At 73.4% G+C, this 22,215-nt stretch carries 19 protein-coding genes; 12 read left to right on the top strand and 7 right to left on the bottom strand.

Translation table 11 applies throughout. The features are described from left to right. Positions 1 to 127: 127 nt before the first annotated feature. On the top strand, positions 128 to 466 hold the full coding sequence (locus ABZS77_RS15580; protein ID WP_354823113.1) for a DUF3817 domain-containing protein: 339 nt from the start codon (positions 128 to 130) through the stop codon (positions 464 to 466). A 39-nt stretch (positions 467 to 505) separates the two neighbouring features. Here ABZS77_RS15580 and ABZS77_RS15575 read toward each other — a convergent pair whose 3' ends face one another. Beyond that, positions 506 to 1,054, bottom strand: a complete 549-nt coding sequence (locus tag ABZS77_RS15575) for a hypothetical protein (protein ID WP_354822942.1) — start codon at positions 1,052 to 1,054, stop codon at positions 506 to 508. 142 nt (positions 1,055 to 1,196) lie between these two features. Between ABZS77_RS15575 and ABZS77_RS15570 the strand changes: the two genes are divergently transcribed. From ABZS77_RS15570 to ABZS77_RS15560, 3 genes are read left to right on the top strand one after another with little or no spacing between them, the layout of a single operon-like run. Beyond that, positions 1,197 to 2,321 carry a Vms1/Ankzf1 family peptidyl-tRNA hydrolase gene (locus ABZS77_RS15570; RefSeq protein ID WP_354822940.1) on the top strand — a complete coding sequence of 375 codons (1,125 nt, stop codon included), beginning with the start codon at positions 1,197 to 1,199 and terminating at the stop codon, positions 2,319 to 2,321. Beyond that, the gene (locus ABZS77_RS15565) at positions 2,314 to 4,065 is read left to right on the top strand and encodes a thiamine pyrophosphate-binding protein (RefSeq protein ID WP_354822938.1); all 1,752 of its coding nucleotides are present in this window, start codon (positions 2,314 to 2,316) and stop codon (positions 4,063 to 4,065) included. Before ABZS77_RS15570 ends, ABZS77_RS15565 begins: the two co-directional genes overlap by 8 nt. Positions 4,066 to 4,114: 49 nt before the next feature. After that, on the top strand, positions 4,115 to 5,206 hold the full coding sequence (locus ABZS77_RS15560; RefSeq protein WP_354822936.1) for an iron-containing redox enzyme family protein: 1,092 nt from the start codon (positions 4,115 to 4,117) through the stop codon (positions 5,204 to 5,206). A 5-nt stretch (positions 5,207 to 5,211) separates the two neighbouring features. Here ABZS77_RS15560 and ABZS77_RS15555 read toward each other — a convergent pair whose 3' ends face one another. Further along, complete coding sequence (locus tag ABZS77_RS15555) at positions 5,212 to 5,442, bottom strand: CDGSH iron-sulfur domain-containing protein (RefSeq protein WP_354822934.1); 231 nt, start codon at positions 5,440 to 5,442, stop codon at positions 5,212 to 5,214. A gap of 184 nt (positions 5,443 to 5,626) precedes the next feature. On the opposite strand from ABZS77_RS15555, the gene ABZS77_RS15550 reads away from it, so the two are divergent. Continuing rightward, a complete protein-coding gene (locus ABZS77_RS15550; RefSeq protein WP_354823111.1) occupies positions 5,627 to 7,030 on the top strand; it encodes a hypothetical protein in 1,404 nt (467 codons plus the stop codon). Positions 7,031 to 7,254: 224 nt separating this feature from the next. Continuing rightward, on the top strand, positions 7,255 to 8,397 hold the full coding sequence (locus tag ABZS77_RS15545; RefSeq protein WP_354822932.1) for a SigB/SigF/SigG family RNA polymerase sigma factor: 1,143 nt from the start codon (positions 7,255 to 7,257) through the stop codon (positions 8,395 to 8,397). 66 nt (positions 8,398 to 8,463) lie between these two features. On the opposite strand, the gene ctaD is transcribed toward ABZS77_RS15545, so the two are convergent. From ctaD to ABZS77_RS15520, 5 genes are all read right to left on the bottom strand, one after another. Then, positions 8,464 to 10,455, bottom strand: a complete 1,992-nt coding sequence (ctaD, locus tag ABZS77_RS15540; protein WP_354822930.1) for a cytochrome c oxidase subunit I — start codon at positions 10,453 to 10,455, stop codon at positions 8,464 to 8,466. Between the two features lie 123 nt (positions 10,456 to 10,578). Then, entirely contained in the window at positions 10,579 to 11,307 is a 729-nt protein-coding gene (locus ABZS77_RS15535) for an STAS domain-containing protein (RefSeq protein ID WP_354822928.1), read from the bottom strand. A 92-nt stretch (positions 11,308 to 11,399) separates the two neighbouring features. Then, a complete protein-coding gene (locus ABZS77_RS15530; RefSeq protein WP_354822926.1) occupies positions 11,400 to 11,846 on the bottom strand; it encodes a DUF4383 domain-containing protein in 447 nt (148 codons plus the stop codon). Positions 11,847 to 11,944: 98 nt separating this feature from the next. Further along, positions 11,945 to 13,102 (bottom strand): glycosyltransferase, encoded by a 1,158-nt coding sequence (locus ABZS77_RS15525; protein ID WP_354822924.1) that lies wholly within the window; start codon positions 13,100 to 13,102, stop codon positions 11,945 to 11,947. Between the two features lie 19 nt (positions 13,103 to 13,121). Next, positions 13,122 to 14,105, bottom strand: a complete 984-nt coding sequence (locus tag ABZS77_RS15520) for a glucosyl-3-phosphoglycerate synthase (RefSeq protein WP_354823109.1) — start codon at positions 14,103 to 14,105, stop codon at positions 13,122 to 13,124. A 230-nt stretch (positions 14,106 to 14,335) separates the two neighbouring features. On the opposite strand from ABZS77_RS15520, the gene ABZS77_RS15515 reads away from it, so the two are divergent. From ABZS77_RS15515 to ABZS77_RS15490, 6 genes are all read left to right on the top strand, one after another. Further along, entirely contained in the window at positions 14,336 to 15,346 is a 1,011-nt protein-coding gene (locus tag ABZS77_RS15515) for a Gfo/Idh/MocA family oxidoreductase (RefSeq protein WP_354822922.1), read from the top strand. Further along, on the top strand, positions 15,339 to 16,427 hold the full coding sequence (locus ABZS77_RS15510; protein ID WP_354822920.1) for a zinc-binding dehydrogenase: 1,089 nt from the start codon (positions 15,339 to 15,341) through the stop codon (positions 16,425 to 16,427). Before ABZS77_RS15515 ends, ABZS77_RS15510 begins: the two co-directional genes overlap by 8 nt. 41 nt (positions 16,428 to 16,468) lie before the next feature. Next, the gene (locus ABZS77_RS15505) at positions 16,469 to 18,220 is read left to right on the top strand and encodes an ABC transporter ATP-binding protein (RefSeq protein ID WP_354822918.1); all 1,752 of its coding nucleotides are present in this window, start codon (positions 16,469 to 16,471) and stop codon (positions 18,218 to 18,220) included. A gap of 73 nt (positions 18,221 to 18,293) precedes the next feature. Continuing rightward, positions 18,294 to 20,585 carry an accessory Sec system translocase SecA2 gene (gene secA2, locus ABZS77_RS15500; protein ID WP_354822916.1) on the top strand — a complete coding sequence of 764 codons (2,292 nt, stop codon included), beginning with the start codon at positions 18,294 to 18,296 and terminating at the stop codon, positions 20,583 to 20,585. Between the two features lie 181 nt (positions 20,586 to 20,766). Continuing rightward, entirely contained in the window at positions 20,767 to 21,507 is a 741-nt protein-coding gene (locus tag ABZS77_RS15495) for a GAF and ANTAR domain-containing protein (RefSeq protein ID WP_354822914.1), read from the top strand. 201 nt (positions 21,508 to 21,708) lie between these two features. Next, complete coding sequence (locus tag ABZS77_RS15490; RefSeq protein ID WP_354822912.1) at positions 21,709 to 22,200, top strand: DUF2231 domain-containing protein; 492 nt, start codon at positions 21,709 to 21,711, stop codon at positions 22,198 to 22,200. The last annotated feature ends 15 nt before the right edge of the window (positions 22,201 to 22,215 follow it).

Below are 22,215 nucleotides of genomic sequence, written 5' to 3'. Positions count from 1 at the left end.
CCCCAACCTCGCACGGGCCCGGCGGGCGGGGGAAGACCCGATGGTCCCTTCCTACCCAGCTGCCCGCCCCGATAGCCCAGCTGGAGCGCACCGATAGCATGGCGTTCCGAAAGGTGGTGGCGTGGGGATGCGCGAGAAGGTGACCCGACTGTTCGTCGCGGCGGCGATCGCCGAGGCGTGCTCCTGGCTGGCCCTGCTGGTCGGGATGGCGGTCAAGTACGGCCCGCCGGACAACGAGCTGGGGGTGCAGATCTTCGGCCCGATCCACGGCGGCCTGTTCGTCGCGTACGGCCTGCTGGTGCTGGCCGTGGCCCGGCTGCGCCGGTGGAGCCTGCCGGCCACGGTCGTGGCGCTGGCCAGCGCCGTGCCGCCCTTCGCCACGCTGATCTTCGAGCGCTGGGCCCGCCGCCGGGGGATGCTCGGCGTCGAGCGCGAAGCCGTCCGCGAGCCCGCCCCGGTCGGCTGACCCGCCGCCCGGTCGGGGCGCGCCGGCCGACCGTGCCGCTCAGGTCAGCGCCGAGCAGGCCACGATGCCGGTCAGCAGCAGAACACCCAGCATCGCCTGCAACAGCAGCGGCGGGCCGAGGTGCGACCAGAGCGTCGCGGTACGCGGGGTGAGCAGCTGCCCGGTGGTGAGGTTGACGATCCGCTCGATGCGCGGCGGCAGGTCCGGGTCGCGCTGCCCACGCAGGGTGAGCTGGAGATGGTCCGCCGGGTGCAGGGCGCTCTGCGGCAGGTGCCCGTGCAGCTCCACCTCGCACAGTTGGCCGGCGGTGTCGCGCAGACGCACCGGGGTCACCAGGTACTCCGGGCCCTGCTTCAGCTCCTTCCAGCGCCGCCGGGTGCCGCCGCCACCGAAGGAGAACAGGGTGCGCAGCAGCAGGGCGGGCAGGCGGGCGACCGCCGCCGCGACCAGCACGGCCACCAGCACCGGTTGCCCGACGCGTACCTCCCGGGTGTAGCCGTCGAGCAGGCGGACCAACCGCCCGGTGACGATCCGTTCCGTCGGGTGCACGATGCGTCGGGTTTCGAGTCCGCTGTCCATTTCCACCACCGAGAGTCCGCGTCCGTTCACTGATCGTATCGATGTCCTCGGTTGAACGACGTGAATGAAACCTGGTCACGGGCTCACGGCGGCGAGGTGACATCCCGGGCGAGCAGGGTAAGCGGGGGGCCGAGCTGGAAAGGGGTCGAGCATGCAGCTGTCCTTCCTGCGCCCGCTCTACGACCGTCCCGGGCCGTGGTGCTCGGTGTACGTGGACGCCTCCGCCGACACGGAGGACGCCCACGAGGCGCTGGCCCTGCGCTGGCGTGCCCTGGAACGCGCCCTGGCCGACCAGGGCGCCGACGAGGCGAGCATCGCCGCGTTGGACCGGGTGGTCCGTGGCCACGACCCGATGGTCGGGGACTACGGGCTCGCGGTCTTCGCCAGTCACGGCCGGGTGGTGCTCTCCGAGTACCTGTCCGCGCCGCCACTGCGCGACCTGGCCCACTACGGGCCGCTGCCGCACGTGATGCCGCTCCTCGCCCAGCGCGGCGAACAGGTCGCCTGGGTGCGGGTGCTCGCCGACCGCACCGGCGCCGACGCGGTCGCCATCAGCGCCGGCGGGGTGCCCCGACGGGCGCACGTCACCGGCCGGGAGACCTTCCCGCTGCGCCGGGTGCAGCCCGGCGGCTGGTCCCAGTCACACCACCAGAAGGCCGCCATGGAGGCGTGGCACCACAACGCCGGGGACGTCACCGCGGCGACCGTGGAGCTGGCCGAGAAGGTCGGCGCGGAGGTGGTGGTGGTCGCCGGCGACGTCCGGGCCACCGGGATGATCGCCGCGCAGATGCCCGAACGCTGGCAGGACCTGATGGTGCGGACCGACGCGGGCTCCCGCGCCGGCGGCGCCGACCAGACGCTGCTGGACGACCTCACCGTGCAGACCATCGCGGAGGTCGCCGACCAGCGGATCGCCGCCACACTTGACAGGTTCGGTGTGCAGGAGGACGTCGGCGGCGGCCTCGACGCGGTCGTCTCGGCCCTGCAACGCAACCAGGTGGACACCATGCTCATCGTGGACGACCCGTCCGCCAACGGTGAGCTGTGGATCGGTCCGGAACCCACCGAGATCGCCGTCGACCCGGGGCAGCTGGCCGCCATGTCGGTGCGTGACCCGCAGCGGGTACGCGCCGACGCGGCGCTGGTCCGGGCCCTCGTCGGCACCGACGCGGCGTTGACCGTGCTGGGTCCGGAGGAGGCGCCCGACCTCGCCGACGGCGTCGGGGCGGTCCTGCGCTACGTCGACCCCGGCACCCCCGGGCGCGGCAATGGCTGAGCGGCGCGTGGCCGACCTCGTGGTGCAGCGCCTGCTGGCCTGGCGGGTGCCCCGCGTGTTCGGCTACCCGGGCGAGGCGATCGCCCCCCTCGTCGAGGCGTTGGAGCGGACCGGTGGCGACCCGGGGTTCATTCCGGCCCGGCACGAGGAGACGGCCTCGTTCATGGCCACCGGGCACGCCAAGTTCACCGGCGGCATCGGCGTCTGCCTGGCCACCCAGGGGCCCAGCGCGGTCCAACTGCTCAACGGCCTGTACGACGCCAAGCTGGACAGCAAGCCGGTCGTGGCGATCGTCGGCGAGGACATCTCCGGACCGCTCGGCGGCGCCCACCAGGAGATCGGGCTGAGCCGGCTCTTCGCGGACGTGTGCAACCAGTTCGTCCGCTACGGCCGCACCCCGCAGGAGGTGCCGGGGCTGCTGGACCAGGCGTTCCGTACGGCGGCGGCGACCCGCAGCCCGACCTGCGTGGTGCTGCCACGGCAGTTGCAGGAGGCCCTGGTGCCCGACCTGCAGGGCAACTCGGTCGGGGTGATCTCGGCGACGCCCGGTGAGCCGCTGGCCCGGGTCCTGCCGCACGAGGTCGACCTGGAGGCCGCGGCACAGCTGCTCGGCGGTGGCCGGCGCACCGCCATCCTGGTGGGCCAGGGCGGGCGGGGCGCCGCCGCGGAGATCGTCGAGCTGGCCGACCGGCTCGGCGCCGGGGTGGCCACCTCGCTGCTGGGCAAACCGGTCCTCGACGAACGGCTGCCCTTTCACACCGGGGTGCTGGGCGAGGTCGGCACCCCGGCCGCGGCCGAGCTGATGGGCGGCTGCGACACGCTGCTGCTGGTCGGCACCAACGATCCGTGGACCGACTACCTCCCGGTGTCGGGGCAGGCCCGCACGGTGCAGATCGACATCGACGGCCGGCGCATCGGCGCCCGCTACCCGGCCGACGTGCCGCTGGTCGGCGACGCCGCCGAGACGTTGCGGGCGTTGCTGGCCCGGGTGCCCGACCGACCCAACCCGCAGTGGCGCGCCACCGTGGAGAGCTCGGTCGACCGCTGGCGCGCCGTCGCCGCCGACCGGGCCGCCGCGCCGGCCGAACCGATCAACCCACAGCTCGTGCTCCAGGAGCTGTCCAGCCGGCTGCCGAGCGGCGCGGTCGCCGTCGACGTCGGCTCGGTCCTCTACTGGTACGCCCGGCACCTCGTCCTGCCGCCCGGGGTCAACGCGCAGCTGTGCGGCACCCTCGGCTCGATGGGCTGCGCCCTGCCGTACGCGGTGGCCGCCAAGCTGGCCGCGCCCGACCAGCCCGTGGTGGCGCTGGTCGGCGACGGCGCCATGCAGCTCAACGGGCTCGCCGAGCTGATCACCGTCTCGCACCACTGGCAGCGCTGGCGTGACCCTCGACTGGTCGTGCTGGTGCTCAACAACCGGGACCACAGCGGCATGGGCGGCGGCCGGGAGGCGTCGAGCGACCCCACCCACCGCCGGCCCGACGTGCCGTACGCCGGCTGGGCGCGGCTGCTCGGGATGCACGGCGTCCGGGTGGACCGGCCCGAACTCGTCGGCGCGGCCTGGGACGAGGCCCTCGCCGCGGACCGTCCCTGCGTCCTGGAGGCCGTCGTCGACCCGGCGGTGCCGTTGGTGCCGCCCGAGCCGGCGTTCGCCGACCTGCGGGGCCTGTACGCCGACGGGGCGGCGGCCCGCAAGGTCCGGGAGCAGACCGAACGTACGGTGGCCGCCCAGTACCTCGTTTAGACGTGCTGCTCAGGGGCATCAGAAGCGGCCCGACGACGCTGGAGGTCACATGCCGGAGCCCGCCGACCGCCGCAACGGTCCCGCGCCCCTACCGCAACCGCGCGGCCCGCTGTCCGCGGCGGTGACCGACGCCCTGCGGCGTGCCCCGCACGACCTGCCGGCCAGCCTGGGCGCCGACCTCGACCCGGCGGACCCGCTCACCGACGAGGACCTGCAACTGACCCTGTTCCTCTGCTACGAGCTGCACTACCGGGGTTGGCGGGGTGTGGACGAGCGCTGGGAGTGGCAGCCGACGCTGCTGGGCCTGCGCGCCCGTGTCGAACGGCCCTTCGAGGAGGCGCTGCGCCGGCTCGTCGGCTTCCCCCGGGTGCCGGCCGCAGGCGTGGCCGCCGGACTGGTCGAGCTGGTCGCGGCCGACGACGGCCCGTCCCTGGCCGCGAACCTGCAGCGACGGGCCGACCTCACCCAGTTCCGCGAGTTCGTGGTGCACCGGTCCGTCTACCACCTGCGCGAGGCGGACCCGCACAGCTGGGCGCTGCCCCGCCTCGGCGGCGAGGCCAAGGCCGCCCTCGTGGAGATCCAGACCGACGAGTACGGCAACGGCCGGCTGGACCGGATGCACGCCGAACTGTTCCGGCGCACCCTGGACCGGCTGGGCCTGGACACCGCGTACGGCGCCCACCTGGACGCGGCGCCCGCCGTGACGTTGGCGACCAACAACCTCATGTCGCTGTTCGGGCTGCACCGGCGCCTGCGCGGGGCGCTGCTCGGGCACCTGGCCGCCTTCGAGATGACCTCCTCGCTGCCCAACCGTCGCTACGGCAACGGGCTGCGCCGGCTCGGCTTCGACGAGGTCGCCACCCGCTTCTACGACGAGCACGTCGAGGCCGACGCGGTGCACGAGCAGATCGCCGCGCACGACCTGTGCGGCGGCCTGGTCCGCGCCGAGCCGGCCCTGGCCCCGGACGTGCTGTTCGGTGCGGCGGCGGGGCTCGCGGTGGACCGGCTGTTCGCCGCGCACCTGTTGGACAGTTGGGCCGCCGGCCGCAGCTCACTGCGCGCACCCGCCCCGCGCAGCATCTCGGTGTCCACGACCGCCCTGCCGGCGACCACCGGGGGACCGCTGGCCGGGGTGGCCTAGCCGGGTCAGCCCTCGCGGGAGGTGCCCGCGCGGAAGTTCACCACCTTGTGGGTGCCGTCGCAGAACGGCTTGAGCGCCGACTTGCCGCAGCGGCACAGCGCCACCGTGCCCCGGCGGGCGTCGATCCGCTCGCCGTCCGGCGTGACCAGAGCGAAGTCGCCACGGACCAGGAGCGGTCCGTCCTCGTACGGGGTGATCGTGGCGGCCGCGGGCTCGCTGGTGTCGTCGGTGCGCATGGCCCCGGATGTGCCCGCCCTGGCTGCCCCGAAACCCGAGGGACCGAACGCCGGTGATGACCGGCGCACCCCACCGACCAGCGGATTGTGCCGCCGGGAGGGTGATGCCCCGTTTGAACCCCATCGGGACGGGAAGCCGGGCCGCGTGGTGAGCGAACGAGGCAAGGTGGGGCCGGTGCACAAGGTGCGCAAGGGGCTCACGGCCGATGGCGCCGGTCTGGCCGGCGACCGGGTCGTGGCCGTGGGCAGCGCCGCCCGGGTGCTGGTCGCCGCCACCGCCCGCGCGCTGAACGGCACGGACTGCGCCGACCTGGGACACACCGGGCCGATGTCGCGGTTCTCCGGGACACCCGAGCCGGTGCGACGGGCCGCCGTGAGTCGGGCGGCGGGACGCGTCGCCCTCACCGCCGCCCAGGTCGACGAGGTGGACGCCGCCCGGGTGGCCCGCTGGTTCGTGGACCAGTACCCCCGGCGGCGCTACCCGGGGGTGCTGATCGGCTCGCCGCACGGCGCGGCGGCACACCTCGCGGTGGCCCTCGGCGTTCCGTGGCTCCCGGCCGGCTTCGAGATGACCGCGCACTGGTCCGACGGCGCGGTGGACCGCCCGGCGGACGCGCTTGAGCACGGCGCGGCACTTGTCACCCGGCTGCTCGCCGGCAACGCCGACCTGCACCTGCGTCAGGTGCACTGCCCGGCCAGCCGCGGCTCCCTGACCGGGGTGACGGTGTCGCTGACCGCCGTGTGGCAGACCCTGCCGGACGCGTACGGGCAGTTCCTGGCCGACCGGCTCGTCCCGGGCGCCCCGGTCGTGCTGGTCCGCGACGGGCGGACCTGGCCGGTGCTGGAGCGGGGCCCGCGGCACAGCTTCCAGGTCGGCTGCCCCGCCAGCGGGCTGGACCCGGTGGACTTCCACCCGGACAGCCACGCGCTGCGACAGGTGCTGCGCTCCGTCGGCGGCGACGCCGCCCGGTGGGAACCGCCGCAGGTGTCCGCGCCGTCCGGTTACGCCGAGAACGGCGTCGACCCGGGCTTCGAGCTGTCGGCGCGGGACTGGGCGGCCCGCCGTGACCACCCGCTGCACCGGGTGCTGGTGCCCCGGCCGGCGGCGCTGAGCGCGGGCGTGGCCGACCTGTACCGCCGCTGGCTGCGCGGCGCCGGGAAGACCGGTGACCGGTTGGTGGTGGAGTGCGGCCGGCTGCTGGACCCGTGGCAGGTGGTGCGGGCGGGGCTGGTGCCGTACTGGTGTGAGAACGCCACCCGGCGCAGCGTCGACGAGGCCGAGTGGTGGCTGGCCGGCAGTGAGGCGTTCACCTCGGTGGACGTGCTGCCCGAGCCGCCCGGTGTGCGCTCGCCGGCGCTGGCCGGCCTTCCGCAGTGGCTGGCGGTCGCCGGGTTCGGCCGGCGGCGTCGGGCGCTGGACCGCACCTCCGCCCGCGGCTACCCGGTCACGTCGGTGCCCACCCGCCGGGCCACGGAGGTGCTCCGCTCCCAGCCGTACGACCTGCCCGCGCCGCCCCCTCTGGGGGCCGCCGAGGCCCTGTCCACGCTCCAGGACAGCGGCCGCCACCAGGGGTTGTTGGTCTCCTGAGGCGGAGGACGCCGAAACATCCTCGCGAACCCGGGGTCCCGTGATTGAGTACCTACGGAGCGGGAACATCGCTGGCTGCGACGCCCTCATCGCGTTGCGTGCAGGCGTTGTCGCCCGCTGGCATCCCAGTCACTGACCCACCTTTTCCGGCCCGGTGCGTGGCTCGACCACGCGCACGACCGGTTTCCCGATCCGGGCGGGGGACCTTCCTGAGGGAGGCGCGGATGTTCGGACAGACGAGCACGACCACGACCACACCACCACCCACCGAGCGCGGTCTGGAGGACCTCGACGCGGCGGCGCTGGCGTACGCGGCCCGGATCGAAGGGCTGCCGCCGGAGCGCCGGCAGGAGGCACGGGACGACCTGGTCCGCTTCGCGCTGCCGTTCGCCGGACGGCTCGCCCGCCGCTACCGGGGGCGCGGAGAGCCGCTGGAGGATCTGGAGCAGGTGGCCCGTCTGGGGCTGGTCAACGCCGTCGACCGGTACGACCCGGAACGGGGCTCCTTCACCGCGTACGCCGCGATCACCATCGTCGGTGAGATCAAGCGGCACTTCCGGGACCGCACCTGGGGTGTGCACGTGCCCCGGCGGCTGCGGGACCTGATCCTCGAGGTCGGTCAGGCCACCGCCGCGCTGACCAGTGAGCTGTCCCGGGCGCCCACGGTGGCCGAGTTGTCGGCCCGGCTGGAGACGCCGGAGGAGGAGATCCTCGCCGCGCTGGAGTCGGCGGCCGGCTACAGCCCGGCCTCGCTCAACGCGCCGGTCGGCGGGGAGAGCTCCGCCGAGTTCGGTGACCTGGTCGGCGAATCGGACAACGCGCTGGAGTCGGTCGACGACCGGGTGACGGTCAGCGGCCTGCTGCACCGGCTGCCCTGGCGGGAACGGCGCATCCTGGCCATGCGCTTCTACGGCAACCAGACCCAGGCGGAGATCGCCGCCCGGTTCGGCATCTCGCAGATGCACGTGTCCCGGCTGCTGTCGCGGGCGCTGACCTGGCTGCGTCAGGCGATGCTCGCCGACGCGCCGCCCCCGTGGCAGAACGGCGCCGCCGAACCGGACCCGGGCAAGACCCGGATCTCGGTGAAGCAGAACGGCGACCGGGTGGTGGTGGAGGTCGGCGGCGAGGTCGATCGCGACGGCGCGGACCAGCTCCGTCGGGCCATGCTGGAGGCGGTCACCGGCCAACCCAGCGAGGTGGTCGTCGACCTGGTCGGCGCGGGAGGCTTCGACGCCGGCGGGATCGCCGCGCTGATGGCCGGACGGGAGGCCGCGGAGCGTACCGGGGTGCCGCTGCGGCTCACCCGGGTCCAGCCCGCGGTACGCCGTTCGCTCACCGCCGCCGGTCTGGCGCCCGCCCGGGACTGACCCGCTGGTCGAGAGACGACGAGGGCCGACACCGGGTGGGGTGTCGGCCCTCTCGGCGTACGCCGGTCAGCGGTCCTCGGTGTTGCTGTCGCCGCGCGGGTGCCGCCACCGCTCGTGCGGCTTCGGCGCGTCCTCGGCGTCCTGGGGCGGGTCGCTCTGCTCGAAGCTCGGTCGCCTTATGCCCTCGGGTTCGGGCACGTCCACCGGGCGGGCGCCGGAGCGGGGGGCCGGCTGGTACTCGGCGGCGTCGCGGGCGCCGTGCGCGCCCTCGGCGGCCGGCGACTCCGGAACGTGGTGCTCCATGTGCAGCTCCTCGGCGAACTGCTGCGGCGGCTTCGTGGTGCGCTGCGGCAGGTCCCGGCCCAGGTCGGAGACGAGCGGGCCGTACTTGAGGTCGAACGCGGGCCGCTCGGAGCGGATCCGGGGCATCTCGTCGAAGTTGCGCAGCGGCGGCGGGCAGCTGGTGGCCCACTCCAACGAGTTGCCGAAGCCCCACGGGTCGTCCACCGTCACCATCGCCCCGTACCGCCAGGACTTCCAGGCGTTGTAGATGAAGAACAACGTGGACAGGCCGAGGATGAAGGCGAAGATGCTGGAGATCGTGTTCAGCGTGGTGAACCCGTCGCTGGGCAGGTAGTCGGCGTACCGGCGGGGCATGCCCTTGGTGCCCAGCCAGTGGTGCACCAGGAAGGTGCCGTGGAAGCCGATGAACATGGTCCAGAAGTGCGCCTTGCCCAGCCGCTCGTCGAGCAGCCGCCCGGTCATCTTGGGCCACCAGAAGTAGTAGCCGGCGAAGAGGGCGAAGACCACGGTGCCGAAGACCACGTAGTGGAAGTGCGCCACGACGAAGTAGCTGTCGTGGGTGTGCCAGTCCACCGGCGGGCTGGCCAGCAGGACCCCGGTGAGCCCGCCGAGCAGGAAGGTGACCAGGAAGCCGATGGAGAAGAGCATCGGTGTCTCGAAGGTGAGCTGTCCCTTCCACATGGTGCCGATCCAGTTGAAGAACTTCACGCCGGTGGGCACCGCGATCAGGTAGCTCAGGATGCTGAAGAACGGCAGCAGCACCTGCCCGGTGGCGAACATGTGGTGCGCCCAGACCGTCATCGACAGCACGGTGATCGCCACGGTCGCCAGCACCATGCCGGTGTAGCCGAACAGCGGCTTGCGGGAGAAGACCGGAATGATCTCGGTGATGATGCCGAAGAACGGCAACGCGATGATGTACACCTCGGGATGGCCGAAGAACCAGAACAGGTGCTGCCAGAGCATCGGGCCGCCGGTGGCCGCGTCGTACACGTGGGCGTTGAGCAACCGGTCGGCGGACAGCGCCAGCAGCGCGGCGGCCAGCAGCGGGAAGACCAGGATCACCAGCACGCTCGTGAACAGCATGTTCCAGGTGAAGATCGGCATCCGGAACATGGTCATCCCGGGCGCGCGCAGGGTGAGGATCGTGGTGATCAGGTTGACCGCGCCGAGGATGGTGCCGAGGCCGGAGACGACCAGGCCGACCACCCACATGTTCGCGCCCACGCCGGGGCTGTTCTCCACGCTGCTCAGCGGGGTGTACGCCGTCCAGCCGAAGTCCGCCGATCCCTGCGGGGTGAGGAACCCGCCGATCACCATGAGGCCGCCGAACAGGTACAGCCAGTAGGCGAGCGCGTTGAGGCGGGGGAACGACACGTCCGGCGCGCCGATCTGGATCGGCACGATGAAGTTGCCGAATCCGAACGCGGCGGGGGTGGCGAACAGCAGCAGCATCACCGCGCCGTGCGAGGTGAACAGCTGGTTGTACTGCTCGGCGGAGAGGAACTGCATGCCCGGGCGGGCCAGCTCCCCCCGGATCAGCATCGCCTCCAGTCCCGCCACCAGGAAGAACGCGAAGGAGGTCAGCAGGTACAGGATGCCGATCTGTTTGTGGTCGGTGGTGGCGAGGAACTTGATCAACGAGTTGCCGGGGACCGGCGCCCGCACGGGTCCGGGGAAACCCCCGAAGCGTGCCGGTGCCAGGATCGCCGGACCTCGATCGCGACCGGGTTCCGTGGTTACCCGCTTGGGCATGGCTGCTCACCCCGTCGTGACGGCAAAAGGACGGGCGTGCCTACCCGGCCCTCTGACCATGAAACCAGGCCGAAGGGGTAATTTCGGTCAGATCGCCAGGACCGGCGGAACCACCGCGAACTCTCAGCCGACCGGCAACAGCGCCCAGACGGCCTTGCCCGGACCGATCGGCACGCTGCCCCACCGCTGCGCCAACTCCCGCACCAGCAGCAGCCCCCGGCCACCCTCGGCGCGCAGGTCCAGTCCGGCCGGCTCGGCCGCCGCGCGGCTGCCGTCCACCACCGCCACGTGCAGGTACGGCCGACGCAGGGTCAGCGTCACCTGCATCGGCGTGCCCGCGTGGCGGACCACGTTGCCGACCAGCTCGCTGAGCACCAGCGCGGCCGGACCGGCAGCCTCCGGCAGATTCCACCGGGTGCACGCGTCCCCGACCAGCTCCCGCGCCCGCCGGCAGGCGCCGGCCACCGGCTCCAGGCGCGCCCGCAGCCGGGGCGAGCTGGCGGCGCCGGCCATCCGGGTCGCCTCCGCGCAGTCCTGCGACACCGGCACCACCCGGCACGTCGTCGACTCGGCCAGCCAGCGCGCGGCGGCCGGCGGGGGAGCGCAGAGCACCACAGGCACGGCCGGCCACTCCTCGGCCCGCCGGGCGGTGGCGGCGAAGACCGACAACGCCAGCCGGTCCTCGACGGTGACCTCGGCGAGGTCGACCACGAGCGCGTCCGGCTGGGCGGCCAACGCCCCGTCGAGCGCCTGATGCACAGACCTCATGGTGCCCAGGTCAAGGGCGCCGGTGAGCCGGACGACCGCCACCGGTGCCGTGTCGCGCACCTCGCAGGTGATCCGGCTGGGCATGCGGGTCCCTCGATTCACTCGATCGGTCGGTGTCTGCCAACTACCCGAGCCCGAGGAGCGTCAAACCGGACCGACCGACCGGCCGGCGCAGGTCACCGCCGGACCCTGGCGGTCAGCAGGCCCAGCGCGATCATGCCGGCGCCCAGGCCGAGGTGCAGCCACCCGTCGGCGTCGTTGACCGGCAGAACGTTCGCACCGGTGTCGTGGTCCACCGCCAGCCCGTACAGCCACAGCACCAGGTAGACGGCGCCGCCACCGACCAGGAAGGTCCGCGCGCCGCCGACCGTGCGCGCCAGCACCAGGCCGGCCACCCCGAACAGCAGGTGTACGAGGTTGTGCAGCACCGACACCTGGAAGACGCCGAACAGGAACGCCCCCGAGCCGTGCCCGGCGAACCGCAGGTCACCCGTACCGCTGGTGATCCCCGGCACGAAACCGAGCACGCCGACAAGCAGGAACACCACAGCCACAGTGCCCGCCGCCCGCCGTACCGGCGGTTTGCCCTCGGCCGGATTCGCCCGGGCCCGGGAATGCGCCATCGGTCCGACCATCACCGGCTCCTCGCTGCGCGACGGGCATGGGCGCCGCCGCCTACCCGTTGCCGCCGACGGCAAACCGCCGACGGCAACGGGGCAGGTCAGGCCGGTTGCAGCCGGGGCGTACCGGCCAGCTCGCGGACCCGCTGGTACAGCTCGACATAGCGCTGCGCCATCACCGCCGGGGTGAACCGTCGCGCGGCCACCCGCCGGCACTCGTCGGGGTCGAGCAGCTCGGCGGCCAGCACGAGGTCGGCCAGCTCGTCCTCGTCGGCAGTCAACAGCCCGGTGCGGCCGTGCTCGATCAGCTCCGGCAGGCAGCCCCGGGCGGTCGCCACCACGGGTGTGCCCAGGGCCAGGGACTCGACCACCGCCGTACCCCCGGGCTCCTCCCACCGCAGCGGGAACAGCGAGGCGCGGGCGCTGGCCAGCAGGTCGTCCCGCTCCTGACCGGCCACCGTCCCGATCCAGCGGACCAGGTCACCGTCGACGTGCGGCGCCACCTCGTCGAGGAAGAACCGCACATCCGGGTTCTGCCGGGCCTCGTCGCCCGCCGCGGCCAGGTCGGCCGGCCGATGGTACGGACCCACCGGGCCGGCCAGCACCAGCGGGAACCCGACCCGGTGCGCCAACCGTGCGCCCACGTCCTGCCCCTTGCCCGGGTTGATCCGGCCGAGGATCAGCAGATGCTCACCCTTGGCCGGGCGGGGCCGCCGGTCGGCGTCCACGGCCAGCGGGGTGGACAGGTGCACGTGCCCCACCGAGTGTTCCCGCAGCGCCAGCGGCGCCCGGGCCAGCTGGGACGCGGACACCCCGTTGACCCGGACCCGGTCGCCGCCGTCCAGGCTGCCGTACAGGGCGGGGTGCTTGGCCAGATCCCAGTGCAGGGTGTGCAGGGTCGGCGGACCGGCCGGCCCCATCGCGGCCATGGTGGCCAGCCCGACGGCCTCCACGTGGTCGTGCACCAGGTCGATGTCGTCGCGGGAGTGCAGCTCGCGGACCACCCCGGCGAGGTGCGCCTGGGCGATCCCGCAGACCTGGTTGTACGGGCGCTGCAACGCGGCGAACTGCCCGTCGGGGAAGACCGACATCCGGTCGTCGACCGGCAGGGTGCTGCTGCCCACCGAGGCGAGCACCACCCGTACGCCGAGTCGCCGCAGCTCCGGCACCAGCGTGGCGATGACGTTCTCGATGCCGCCGTAGCCGGGCGGCGGCACGGACAGCCAGGGACCCGCGTTCATCAGCACGGTCAGGCTCATCGGACGACCTCCCGGGCGCTCATGCGGCGGCCACCCGTCGGCGCGGCACCCGGTGCCGCAGCTCGGCGAGCGGCGGACGCTCCTCGATGGACACGTCGCTGACCACGATCTCGCGGTCGAGGTGCGGCAGCGTGTCCGAGCCGCCCCGACGGAACTGGGTCAGCAGCGCCTCCGGCGACAGCTCGGGGCTCGCCCAGCCGCGCCGCTGCAGGCGGGACCACGCCGTCAACATGATCTGCGCGGACATCCGCCCGAGCGCCGCCGTGTCCTGGTGCCGGTGCTTGCGCTCACCGAGGTCGACCTGCGCCAGCGCGTCAAGACCGACCAGGTCCAGCAGGTCGATCAGCATCGCCGTCTCGACGCCGTACCCGGAGACGAACGGCACCCGGGCGAGCACGTCGCGCCGGGCGGCGTACTCGCCGGCGAGCGGCTGCACGAAGCCGGCCAGCTCCGGCCAGAACAGGTTGAGCAGCGGGCGGGCCATCAGCTCCGTCACCCGGCCGCCGCCGTCCTGCTCGACGGTCGCCGTACCGACCAGGGGCCGGTGGTAGAAGCCCTTCACGAAGTCGACCGACGGGTCGGTCAGCAGCGGGCCGAGCAGCCCGCTGACGAAGTGCGGCCGGAACTCGCGCAGGTCGGCGTCGATGAACGCCACCACGTCGCCCTCGGCCGCGGCCAGGCCGGCCCAGAGCGCGTCGCCCTTGCCGGTGAGCCGGGGCAGACCCCGGGTCATGTCGTCCTGGCTGACGACCTCCGCGCCGGCGGCGCGGGCCACCTGCACGGTGCGGTCGGTCGACCGCGAATCGACCACGATCAGCTCGTCGACCAGGGCCACCCGGTCCATCAGATGCTCCCGGATGGTCGACACGATGGCGCCGACCGTGGCCTCCTCGTTGCGCGCCGGCAGCACCACGCTGACCCGGCTGTCGCCCTTGGCGCGCAGCAGCCGGCGTGCCGGCCAGTCCGCCGCCGAAGTGGTCCGGTACGTGGCCCACGCCTCCACCACCGGTGACACGCTCGATGTCGTATCCCGCACTGGCACCCCTTATGAATCGTGGGCGGAAAGAACCGCGTTTGGTAGTTCCCATTCCCCACCACGCGCTAACCGCTTCCAGGGCAACAGCTTGATCACACAGGTGACGACGTGGCGTTCCCGGGGGATGAACGTTTGATTGCGCACACACCAGGGGACTGCTCACAGCGCTCATGAAAAGTTCTCGAAGGGGTTGTCGAATGCGTAGATGCCGGGTGGGTCTGGTCGGCGCCGGGGGAGTGGCACAACGCCACGCCCGGGTGCTGGACGGGTTCGATGACGTCGAGTTGATCGGGGTGACCGACGTGGTGCCCGACGCCGCCGCCGCGCTGGCCGCCGCGCACGGGACGCGGTCCTACGCCGACGTCGCCGAGCTGCTCGCCGCCGGCCCGGACGCGGTGTACGTGTGCGTGCCGCCGTTCGCGCACGGCCCCGCCGAGCAGGCGGTGCTCGACGCCGGACTTCCGATGTTCGTGGAGAAGCCCGTCGCCGTCGACCTGGCCACCGCCGAACACATCGCCGCCGAGGTGAACCGCCGAGGGCTGCTGACCGCGGTCGGCCACCACTGGCGGTACCTCACCGTCCTGGACGAGGCCCGCGCACTGCTCGCCGACCGTCCGGTGCGGATGGTCAGCGGCGCCTGGCTGGACAAGGTCCCCCCGGTGGCGTGGTGGGCACAGCGGGACCGCTCCGGCGGCCCGGTGGTCGAACAGGCCGCCCACGTGCTGGACCTCGTCCGGGCGCTGGTCGGCGAGGTGAGCGAGGTCACCGCGTACGGCAACGGCACCCCGCCGCCGGTCGACGGCGCGGACATCGACTCGGTGACCACCGCCGTGCTGCGCTTCGCCGACGGCGCGGTCGGCACCCTCAGCGCCGCCTGTGTGCTGGGCTGGAAGCACCGTGCCGGGCTGGAGATCCTCGCCGACGGGCTGGCGCTGTCGCTCACCGAGGAGGGCCTGACCGTCCGCGACGCCGACGGCGAGCGGCACGTACCCGCCGACCCCGAGGCCGCCCGGGTGGCCGTGGACCGCGCCTTCGTCGACGCGGTGCGCGGTGTCGGCGACGACGTCCGCGTCCCGTACGCCGAGGCGCTGGCCACCCAACGGCTGGCCCTCGCGGTGTCCGACTCGGCCCGCACCGGCAAGACCGTGAGCCTGGCCACCGCCAGCGCCCCGGCGGTGCTCAGCAGTGGGGTGACCGTCGATGCGTGACAAGGTCGTGGTGGTCACCGGGCCCGGCCGCGTCGAGGTGGTGGAGCAGGACGCCGCGCCGCTGCGCCCCGGCACCTTCCGGGTCGAGACGCTGTTCAGCGGCGTCTCCGCCGGCACCGAGCTGAGCTACGTCAAGGGCACGAACCCGTACCTGAACGTCACCTGGAACGCCGACCTGGGGCTGTTCCAACCGGGCGAGGCGAGCACCCCGTACCCGGTGAACCGGCTCGGCTACATGCAGGTCGGCCGCGTGGTGGAGAGCGACACCCCGGCCGTCGCGGTGGGCACGGTCGGCGCGATGACGTACGGGCACCGCACCGGCTGGCTGGCCGATCCGGTCGCCGAACGGTTCGTGCCGCTGCCCGACGACCTGGACCCGCTGCTCGGCGTCTACGTCGCGCACATGGGCCCGATCTGCGCCAACGGTCTGCTGCACGCCGCCGCCGACCTGCACGGCACGGACGTGCGTACGCTCGGCGACGGCGTCCGCGGCCGGCGGGTCGCCGTGGTCGGCGCGGGAGTGGTGGCCCTGCTGACCGCCCTGTTCGCCAAGCGGCACGGCGCGGCCTCCGTGGTGGTGCTCGACCCCACCGAACAGCGCCGGCAGGTCGCCGAGGCGCTCGGCCTGGAAACCCTCGACCCCGAGGGGGACGACCCGGCGGCCGTGCTCAAGACCCGGTGGGCGCACACCGCCGGTGACCGGGGCGCCGACGTGGTGTTCCAGTGCCGGGGGCAGGCGTGGGCGTTGCAGCTCGCGCTGCGGCTGCTGCGCCCGCAGGGCACCGTCATCGACCTCGCCTTCTACCAGGGCGGCGCGGACGCCGTCCGGCTCGGCGAGGAGTTCCACCACAACGGGCTGGCGCTGCGCTGCGCGCAGATCGGCCGGGTGCCGCGTGGGCTCGCCCCCACCTGGGACCGGGAACGGCTCTCCGCCGAGACGATCGAGCTGCTGCGGGCGTACGGGGACGGGATCCGCAAGCACCTGGTCTCGGCGGTGGTGCCGTTCGACGAGGCGGCCACCCTGCTCACCGACCTGGCCGATCGGCGACGTCAGGAACTACAGGTGGTCCTGGCCGCCTGACCTGGCGTCCGGGCGTGCCCCGGCGGACTACCGTTCCCGGCATGACCGCTTCGAAGGGCCGGCCTCCCGGCCTGGCCGCGCTGCTGCCGTACCTGCGGGACCACCGCGGCACCCTCGCCGTGGTGGGCGCGTTGTCGCTGGTCGGCGCGGCGGCGTCCCTCGCTCAGCCGCTGCTGACCCGGTCGGTGCTCGACCGGGTCGGCGGCGGCCTCGGGGTGTCCGACCTCGTCGCGGCGCTGGTGGTCCTCGTGCTGCTCGGCGCGGCGATCGGCGGACTGCGCGACTACCTGCTGCAACGCACCGCCGAGGGGCTCGTGCTGGGCACCCGGCGGCGGCTCGCCGGGCACCTGCTGCGGCTGCCCATCGCCGAGTACGACAGCCGGCGCACCGGCGACCTGCTCTCCCGGCTGGGTTCGGACACCACCCTGCTGCGGGCGGTCGTCACCTCCGGACTGTTCGAAACGGTCACCGGGGCGGTGATGGTGCTCGGCGCCGGCACGGCGATGCTGCTGCTCGACCCGCTGCTGTTCGGCGTCACCCTGCTCGGGGTCGGCCTCGGTCTGGGATTCGCGCTCACGTTCGCCCGCCGGGTCCGGGCCCTCGCCCGTGCCGCCCAGGAACGGATCGGCGAGATGACCTCGGCGGTGGAGCGGGCCATCTCCGCCGCCCGGACCATCCGGGCCAGCCGCGCCGAGGCCCGCGAGGCCGAGACGGTCACCGGCAGCGCCCGCGAGGCGTACACGGCGGGACTGCGGGTGGCCCGGGTGCAGGCGGTGGTCGGACCCGTGGGCTCGGTCACCGTGCAGGGCGCCTTCCTGCTGGTTCTCGGAGTCGGGGGCGCCCGGGTCGCCGCCGGCGCGATCACCGTCGGCGACCTGGTCGCCTTCGTCATGTACCTGTTCTTCCTGGCCCTGCCCCTGGCTCAGGTGCTGCGCGCGTACACCCAGTTGCAGTCCGGCCTGGGTGCGTTGCAGCGGATCGAGGAGATCCTGATCGTGCCCGCGGAGGGCGCGGCCGACCGGCCGGCCGTGGGAGGCGCCACGGCGACCCCCCGCCGACCCGCCCCGATGATCGAGTTCGACCGGGTGGGCTTCGGCTACCCGGGCGGGGCGCCGGTGCTGCGCGAGGTCAGCTTCGCGGTGCCGGCCGGCACCCGCACCGCCCTGGTCGGCCCGTCCGGCGCCGGCAAGTCGACCCTGCTGGCCCTGGTCGAACGCTTCTACGAGGTCAGCGACGGCGCGGTCCGCCTGGACGGCGTCGACGTACGGGACCTGCCCCGCGACGCGCTGCGGGCCCGGCTCGGATACGTCGAGCAGGAGGCGCCCGTGCTGGCCGGCACGCTGCGCGAGAATCTGCTGATCACCACCCCGGATGCCACCGACGACCGGCTGCGCCAGGTGCTCGACGAGGTCAACCTCGCGCACCTGGCCGAGCGCACCCCCCAGGGCCTGGACGTCCAGGTCGGCGAGGGTGGCGTGCTGCTCTCCGGTGGTGAACGCCAGCGCCTGGCCATCGCCCGGGCGCTGCTCGCCGGCCCGCCGGTGCTGCTGCTGGACGAGCCGACGAGCAACCTCGACTCGCGCAACGAGGCCGCCCTGCGCCGCGCCATCGACGCCGTGGCCGTCCGCCGGACGCTGTTGATCGTGGCGCACCGGCTCGCCACCGTGGTCGACGCCGACCAGATCGTCGTCCTCGACGGCGGTCGGGTGGTGGCCACCGGCACCCACACCGAGCTGAGCGCGACCGACCCGCTCTACCGGGAATTGGCCGCCCACCAGCTACTGGTCGCCTGAGCCGTCCGTCGGGGGCGGACATGCCGGCGGCCGGGCCGCGCAAGCCGGCCCGGATCGCGTACCGTTGCCGCTCATGGGTGTCTCGCAACGGTTCAAGAGCAAGTTCCGGCGGTTCCTCCAGCGCCCGGGCTCGACCGTCGAACTCGCTCCGCTGGAGAAGCTGCTGCCCGCGATCGAGGCACGCGAGGCCGACCTCGCGGCGCTTGACGACGCCGAGCTGACCGAGGCCGCCGGTGCCGCCACCGGGTACGAGGAGATCTGCGCCGTCGGCCGCGAGGCCGCCCGCCGGGGCCTCGACCAGCGGCCGTACGACGTGCAGCTGCTCGGCGCGATGGCGCTCCTGTCCGGCAAGGTCGCCGAGATGGCCACCGGTGAGGGCAAGACCCTGACCGCCGTGATCGCCGCGTACGGGCACGTACGGCTCGGAAACGGGCCGGTGCACGTGCTCACCGTCAACGACTACCTGGCCCGACGCGACGCCCAGTGGATGGAGCCGGTCTACACCCTGCTCGGCCTGACCGTGGGCTGGGTCAACGAGGCCTCCGGCCCGCAGGAGCGGCGCGACGCGTACGCCTGCGACGTCACCTACGTGTCGGTCAGCGAGGCGGGCTTCGACTACCTGCGCGACCAGCTCGTCACGGACATCGCCGACCGGGTGCAGCCGCCGCTGACCACCGCGATCGTCGACGAGGCCGACTCGATCATGATCGACGAGGCGCGCGTGCCGATGGTCCTCGCCGGCGCCGTGCCCGGTGAGCAGGACCCGGTGCACGCCGCCGCCGCGCTGGTGCGTGGGCTGCACAAGGACCGGCACTTCACGGTCGCCGAGGACGGTCGCAGCGTCGCGTTCACCTCCGCCGGCCTCGCCGCCATCGAGGCCAAGCTCGGCATCGACCTGTACGACGAGGAGCACGTCGCGCAGCTCTCCGCCGTCAACGTGGCCCTGCACGCGCACGCCCTGCTGCACCGCGACGTGGACTACATCGTCCGCGACGGCTCGGTCGAGCTGATTGACGAGATGCGCGGGCGGGTGGCCCAGCGCCGTCGCTGGCCCGACGGGCTCCAGGCGGCGGTCGAGGCCAAGGAGGGCCTGGACGCCACCGCCGAGGGTGAGGTGCTGGGCACCATCGCGGTGCAGGCGTTCATCGCCCTCTACCCGAAGGTGTGCGGCATGACCGCCACCGCCGTGCTGGTCGGCGACCAGCTTCGGGAGTTCTTCGACCTCGAGGTGGCGGTGATCCCACCGAACACGCCGTGCGTCCGGGAGGACGAGCCGGACCGCATCTACGCCACCCGGGCCGAGAAGGACGAGGCGTTGATCGACGAGATCCAGCGCTGGCACGCCAAGGGGCGGCCGGTGCTGGTCGGCACCCTGGACGTCAAGGAGTCCGAGGCGCTCGCCGCCGGCCTGAACGCCGCCGGGGTGCCCTGCGCGGTCCTCAACGCCAAGAACGACGACGAGGAAGCGGCGATCATCGCCGAGGCCGGCGCGTACGGGGCGGTGACCGTCTCCACCCAGATGGCCGGCCGGGGCGTCGACATCCGGCTCGGCGGCAGCGACCAGGCCGACCAGGAGCGGGTTGCCGAACTGGGTGGCCTCTACGTGATCGGCAGCGGCCGGCACGACAGCCGGCGGGTCGACGACCAGCTGCGCGGCCGGGCCGGCCGGCAGGGCGACCCGGGTGGGTCGGTGTTCTTCGTGAGCCTGGAGGACGACCTGGTCGTCCGCCACGCCTCCGACTCGGTGCCCGCGTCGCCACGGATGAACGCCGACGGCCTGGTCACCGACGAGCAGGTCGACTACGCGGTGGAGCACGCCCAGCGGGTCGCCGAGGGCGTCAACCACGAGATCCACCGCAACACCTGGCGTTACAGCGTGGTGATCGAGCAGCAGCGCAAGGCCCTCGCCCAGCGCCGGGAGCGGCTGCTGACCAGCGACGTGGCCGCGCTGATGCTGCTGGACAAGGTGCCTGAGAAGGCCGGCGAGATGGACGAGGACCTGCTCGCCCGGGCGGCCCGGTCGATCGCGCTCTACCACCTGGACCGGCTCTGGGCCGAGCACCTGTCCGAGCTGTCGGAGGTCCGCGAGGGCGTGCACCTGCGGGCGCTGGGCCGTCTCGACCCGCTCGACGAGTTCCACCGGGCCGCCGTGCCGGCCTTCAACAACCTGGTACCGGAGATCGAGGCCCGCACCATCGCCACGTTCAACGAGACCGAATTCGACGAGGGCTGGGAGCCCGACGACGGCACCCTGGTGCGGCCGACCGCAACCTGGACGTACCTGGTGCACGACAACCCGTTCGGCTCCGAGCTCGACCGTTTGATCGCCTCGATCGGGCGGCGGCTCAGCGGCGCGTCGCGCTGATCGCTGCGGCGGGGCTCCTGCTCACGCGCCACCCGGCGCGGCAGGAGCCCCGTTTTACGCCGTTTCGACCCGGGTTCCGCAGGGTAGTAGGGCGGGTCGGTCAAGTCGGAAGAGAGCAGACGATGACACAGGTGACGATGCCGGCTGGGCGGGCACGGAGGCGTACGGGAGCTGCGGACCAGTGAACCTGGACACGCGGGAACCCGTGGTGCACAACCTCGGCGTACTGGAGACCGCCGCTCTGTTGCGGGAGCTGACCGCCGGCCTGATCGCGCTGACCGATTTCGATGAGGCGCTGCTGGCGTTGGTGCGGGTCACCCGGGACGCCGTGGCCGGCGTGCGCTGGTGCGGGTTCACGGCGCTGCGCGCCGGTGAGCCGGCCGGCGCGGCCGCCTCCGACGAGCGGCTGGCCGGCCTGGACGACCTGCGCCACGGTCCGGACTCGCCGGCGATGAGCGCGATCCGGCGCCGCGAGATGATCCTGGCGGTCGACCTGGCCGGCGAATCACGCTGGCCGGCCTGGACGGCGCGCGCCCGGGACCTCGGCGTACGCGGGGTGATCTCCGCCCCGGTGGACATCGACGACCAGGTGATCGGGGCCATCAACCTGTACGCCGCCGGACCGAACCTGCTCACCCCGCAGCACCAACTGACCGCGATGCTGCTCGCCGAACACGCCGGTCTGCTGCTGGCCGCCGTCCGGGACCGGGGCCGGCAGGCCGAGATGGCCGGCGCGCGCGACGCCGAACTGCTGCTCGACGGCGTGATCGGCCAGGCCGTCGGCGTCATCATGACGCAGCGTGGCTGCCCGCCGGCCGAGGCGCTCGACGTGCTGCGTACCGCCGCGTCCTCGCTGGACATCCCGCTGCGCGAGGTGGCCGAGCGTCTGGTCCGGACGGTGTCCCGCCAGCGCGAGAACTGACCGACGCGCCGTACCCGATCTCCCGGTCGGCGACGGCGGCCCCTGGGCGGCGCGGCCGTCCTTCGGAGCTGAACCGTTCCGACAGCGCCGACCCGCGCCCGCTCTGGCACGCGGCGGCGATTCGGGCGGTGTCGTTTCGTGAAGACGGGACACGGGTAGCACCCTGGTACTGGTGAGCTGCGCCGACCCTGGGGAGGACCGATGCAGAGCCGGCTGCGGGTGCAGGGGCACCCCATCCAACCGATGCTCGTGACGTTTCCGCTCGGGCTGTTCGTCAGCGCCACCGTCTTCGACCTGAGCGATGTCATCGGCGGGCCGGCGTTCCTCGGCGAGGTCGGCTACTGGACGGGCGTCGCCGCCCTCTTCGCCGCCGCGATGACCGCGATCGCCGGCATGGTCGACCTGTGGGACGTGCCGGTCGACCGCACCCGCCGCACCGCCGTCGCCTTCAATCTGGTGAACGCGGCGATGGCCGGCCTGTTCCTGGTCACCTGCCTGGTGCGGGCGCAGTCGCCGCAGCGCGGCGCGACCGTCGCGATCCTGCTCACCGAGCTCGTCGCGCTGGCCGCCGGTGGTGCCGGCGTGCGCCTGGGCGCCCAGCTCATGCGCCAGTTCGACACCGGCCGCGCCGAGGTCGGCAGCCTCGACGCGCTCGCCGGCTCCACCGTCGAGGTCGCCCGCCCGCGTCCCTGACCGACCACGTACGAC

Origin of the sequence: Micromonospora sp. NPDC005298 (assembly GCF_040607375.1) — a bacterium.
Taxonomy (GTDB): Bacteria; Actinomycetota; Actinomycetes; order Mycobacteriales; family Micromonosporaceae; genus Micromonospora.
Note: the sequence above shows the minus strand (reverse complement) of the source record. Positions and strands in the feature narration are given on the sequence as shown.

Coding starts and splice junctions, on each gene's coding strand:
- ABZS77_RS15535 (WP_354822928.1), bottom strand. CDS start 11,307: ATGCCCAGCCGGATCACCTGCGAGGTGCGCGACACGGCACCGGTGGCG.
- ctaD (WP_354822930.1), bottom strand. CDS start 10,455: ATGCCCAAGCGGGTAACCACGGAACCCGGTCGCGATCGAGGTCCGGCG.
- ABZS77_RS15525 (WP_354822924.1), bottom strand. CDS start 13,102: ATGAGCCTGACCGTGCTGATGAACGCGGGTCCCTGGCTGTCCGTGCCG.
- ABZS77_RS15490 (WP_354822912.1), top strand. CDS start 21,709: ATGCAGAGCCGGCTGCGGGTGCAGGGGCACCCCATCCAACCGATGCTC.
- ABZS77_RS15580 (WP_354823113.1), top strand. CDS start 128: ATGCGCGAGAAGGTGACCCGACTGTTCGTCGCGGCGGCGATCGCCGAG.
- secA2 (WP_354822916.1), top strand. CDS start 18,294: ATGGGTGTCTCGCAACGGTTCAAGAGCAAGTTCCGGCGGTTCCTCCAG.
- ABZS77_RS15570 (WP_354822940.1), top strand. CDS start 1,197: ATGCAGCTGTCCTTCCTGCGCCCGCTCTACGACCGTCCCGGGCCGTGG.
- ABZS77_RS15510 (WP_354822920.1), top strand. CDS start 15,339: ATGCGTGACAAGGTCGTGGTGGTCACCGGGCCCGGCCGCGTCGAGGTG.
- ABZS77_RS15545 (WP_354822932.1), top strand. CDS start 7,255: ATGTTCGGACAGACGAGCACGACCACGACCACACCACCACCCACCGAG.
- ABZS77_RS15530 (WP_354822926.1), bottom strand. CDS start 11,846: ATGGCGCATTCCCGGGCCCGGGCGAATCCGGCCGAGGGCAAACCGCCG.
- ABZS77_RS15560 (WP_354822936.1), top strand. CDS start 4,115: ATGCCGGAGCCCGCCGACCGCCGCAACGGTCCCGCGCCCCTACCGCAA.
- ABZS77_RS15555 (WP_354822934.1), bottom strand. CDS start 5,442: ATGCGCACCGACGACACCAGCGAGCCCGCGGCCGCCACGATCACCCCG.
- ABZS77_RS15515 (WP_354822922.1), top strand. CDS start 14,336: ATGCGTAGATGCCGGGTGGGTCTGGTCGGCGCCGGGGGAGTGGCACAA.
- ABZS77_RS15565 (WP_354822938.1), top strand. CDS start 2,314: ATGGCTGAGCGGCGCGTGGCCGACCTCGTGGTGCAGCGCCTGCTGGCC.
- ABZS77_RS15505 (WP_354822918.1), top strand. CDS start 16,469: ATGACCGCTTCGAAGGGCCGGCCTCCCGGCCTGGCCGCGCTGCTGCCG.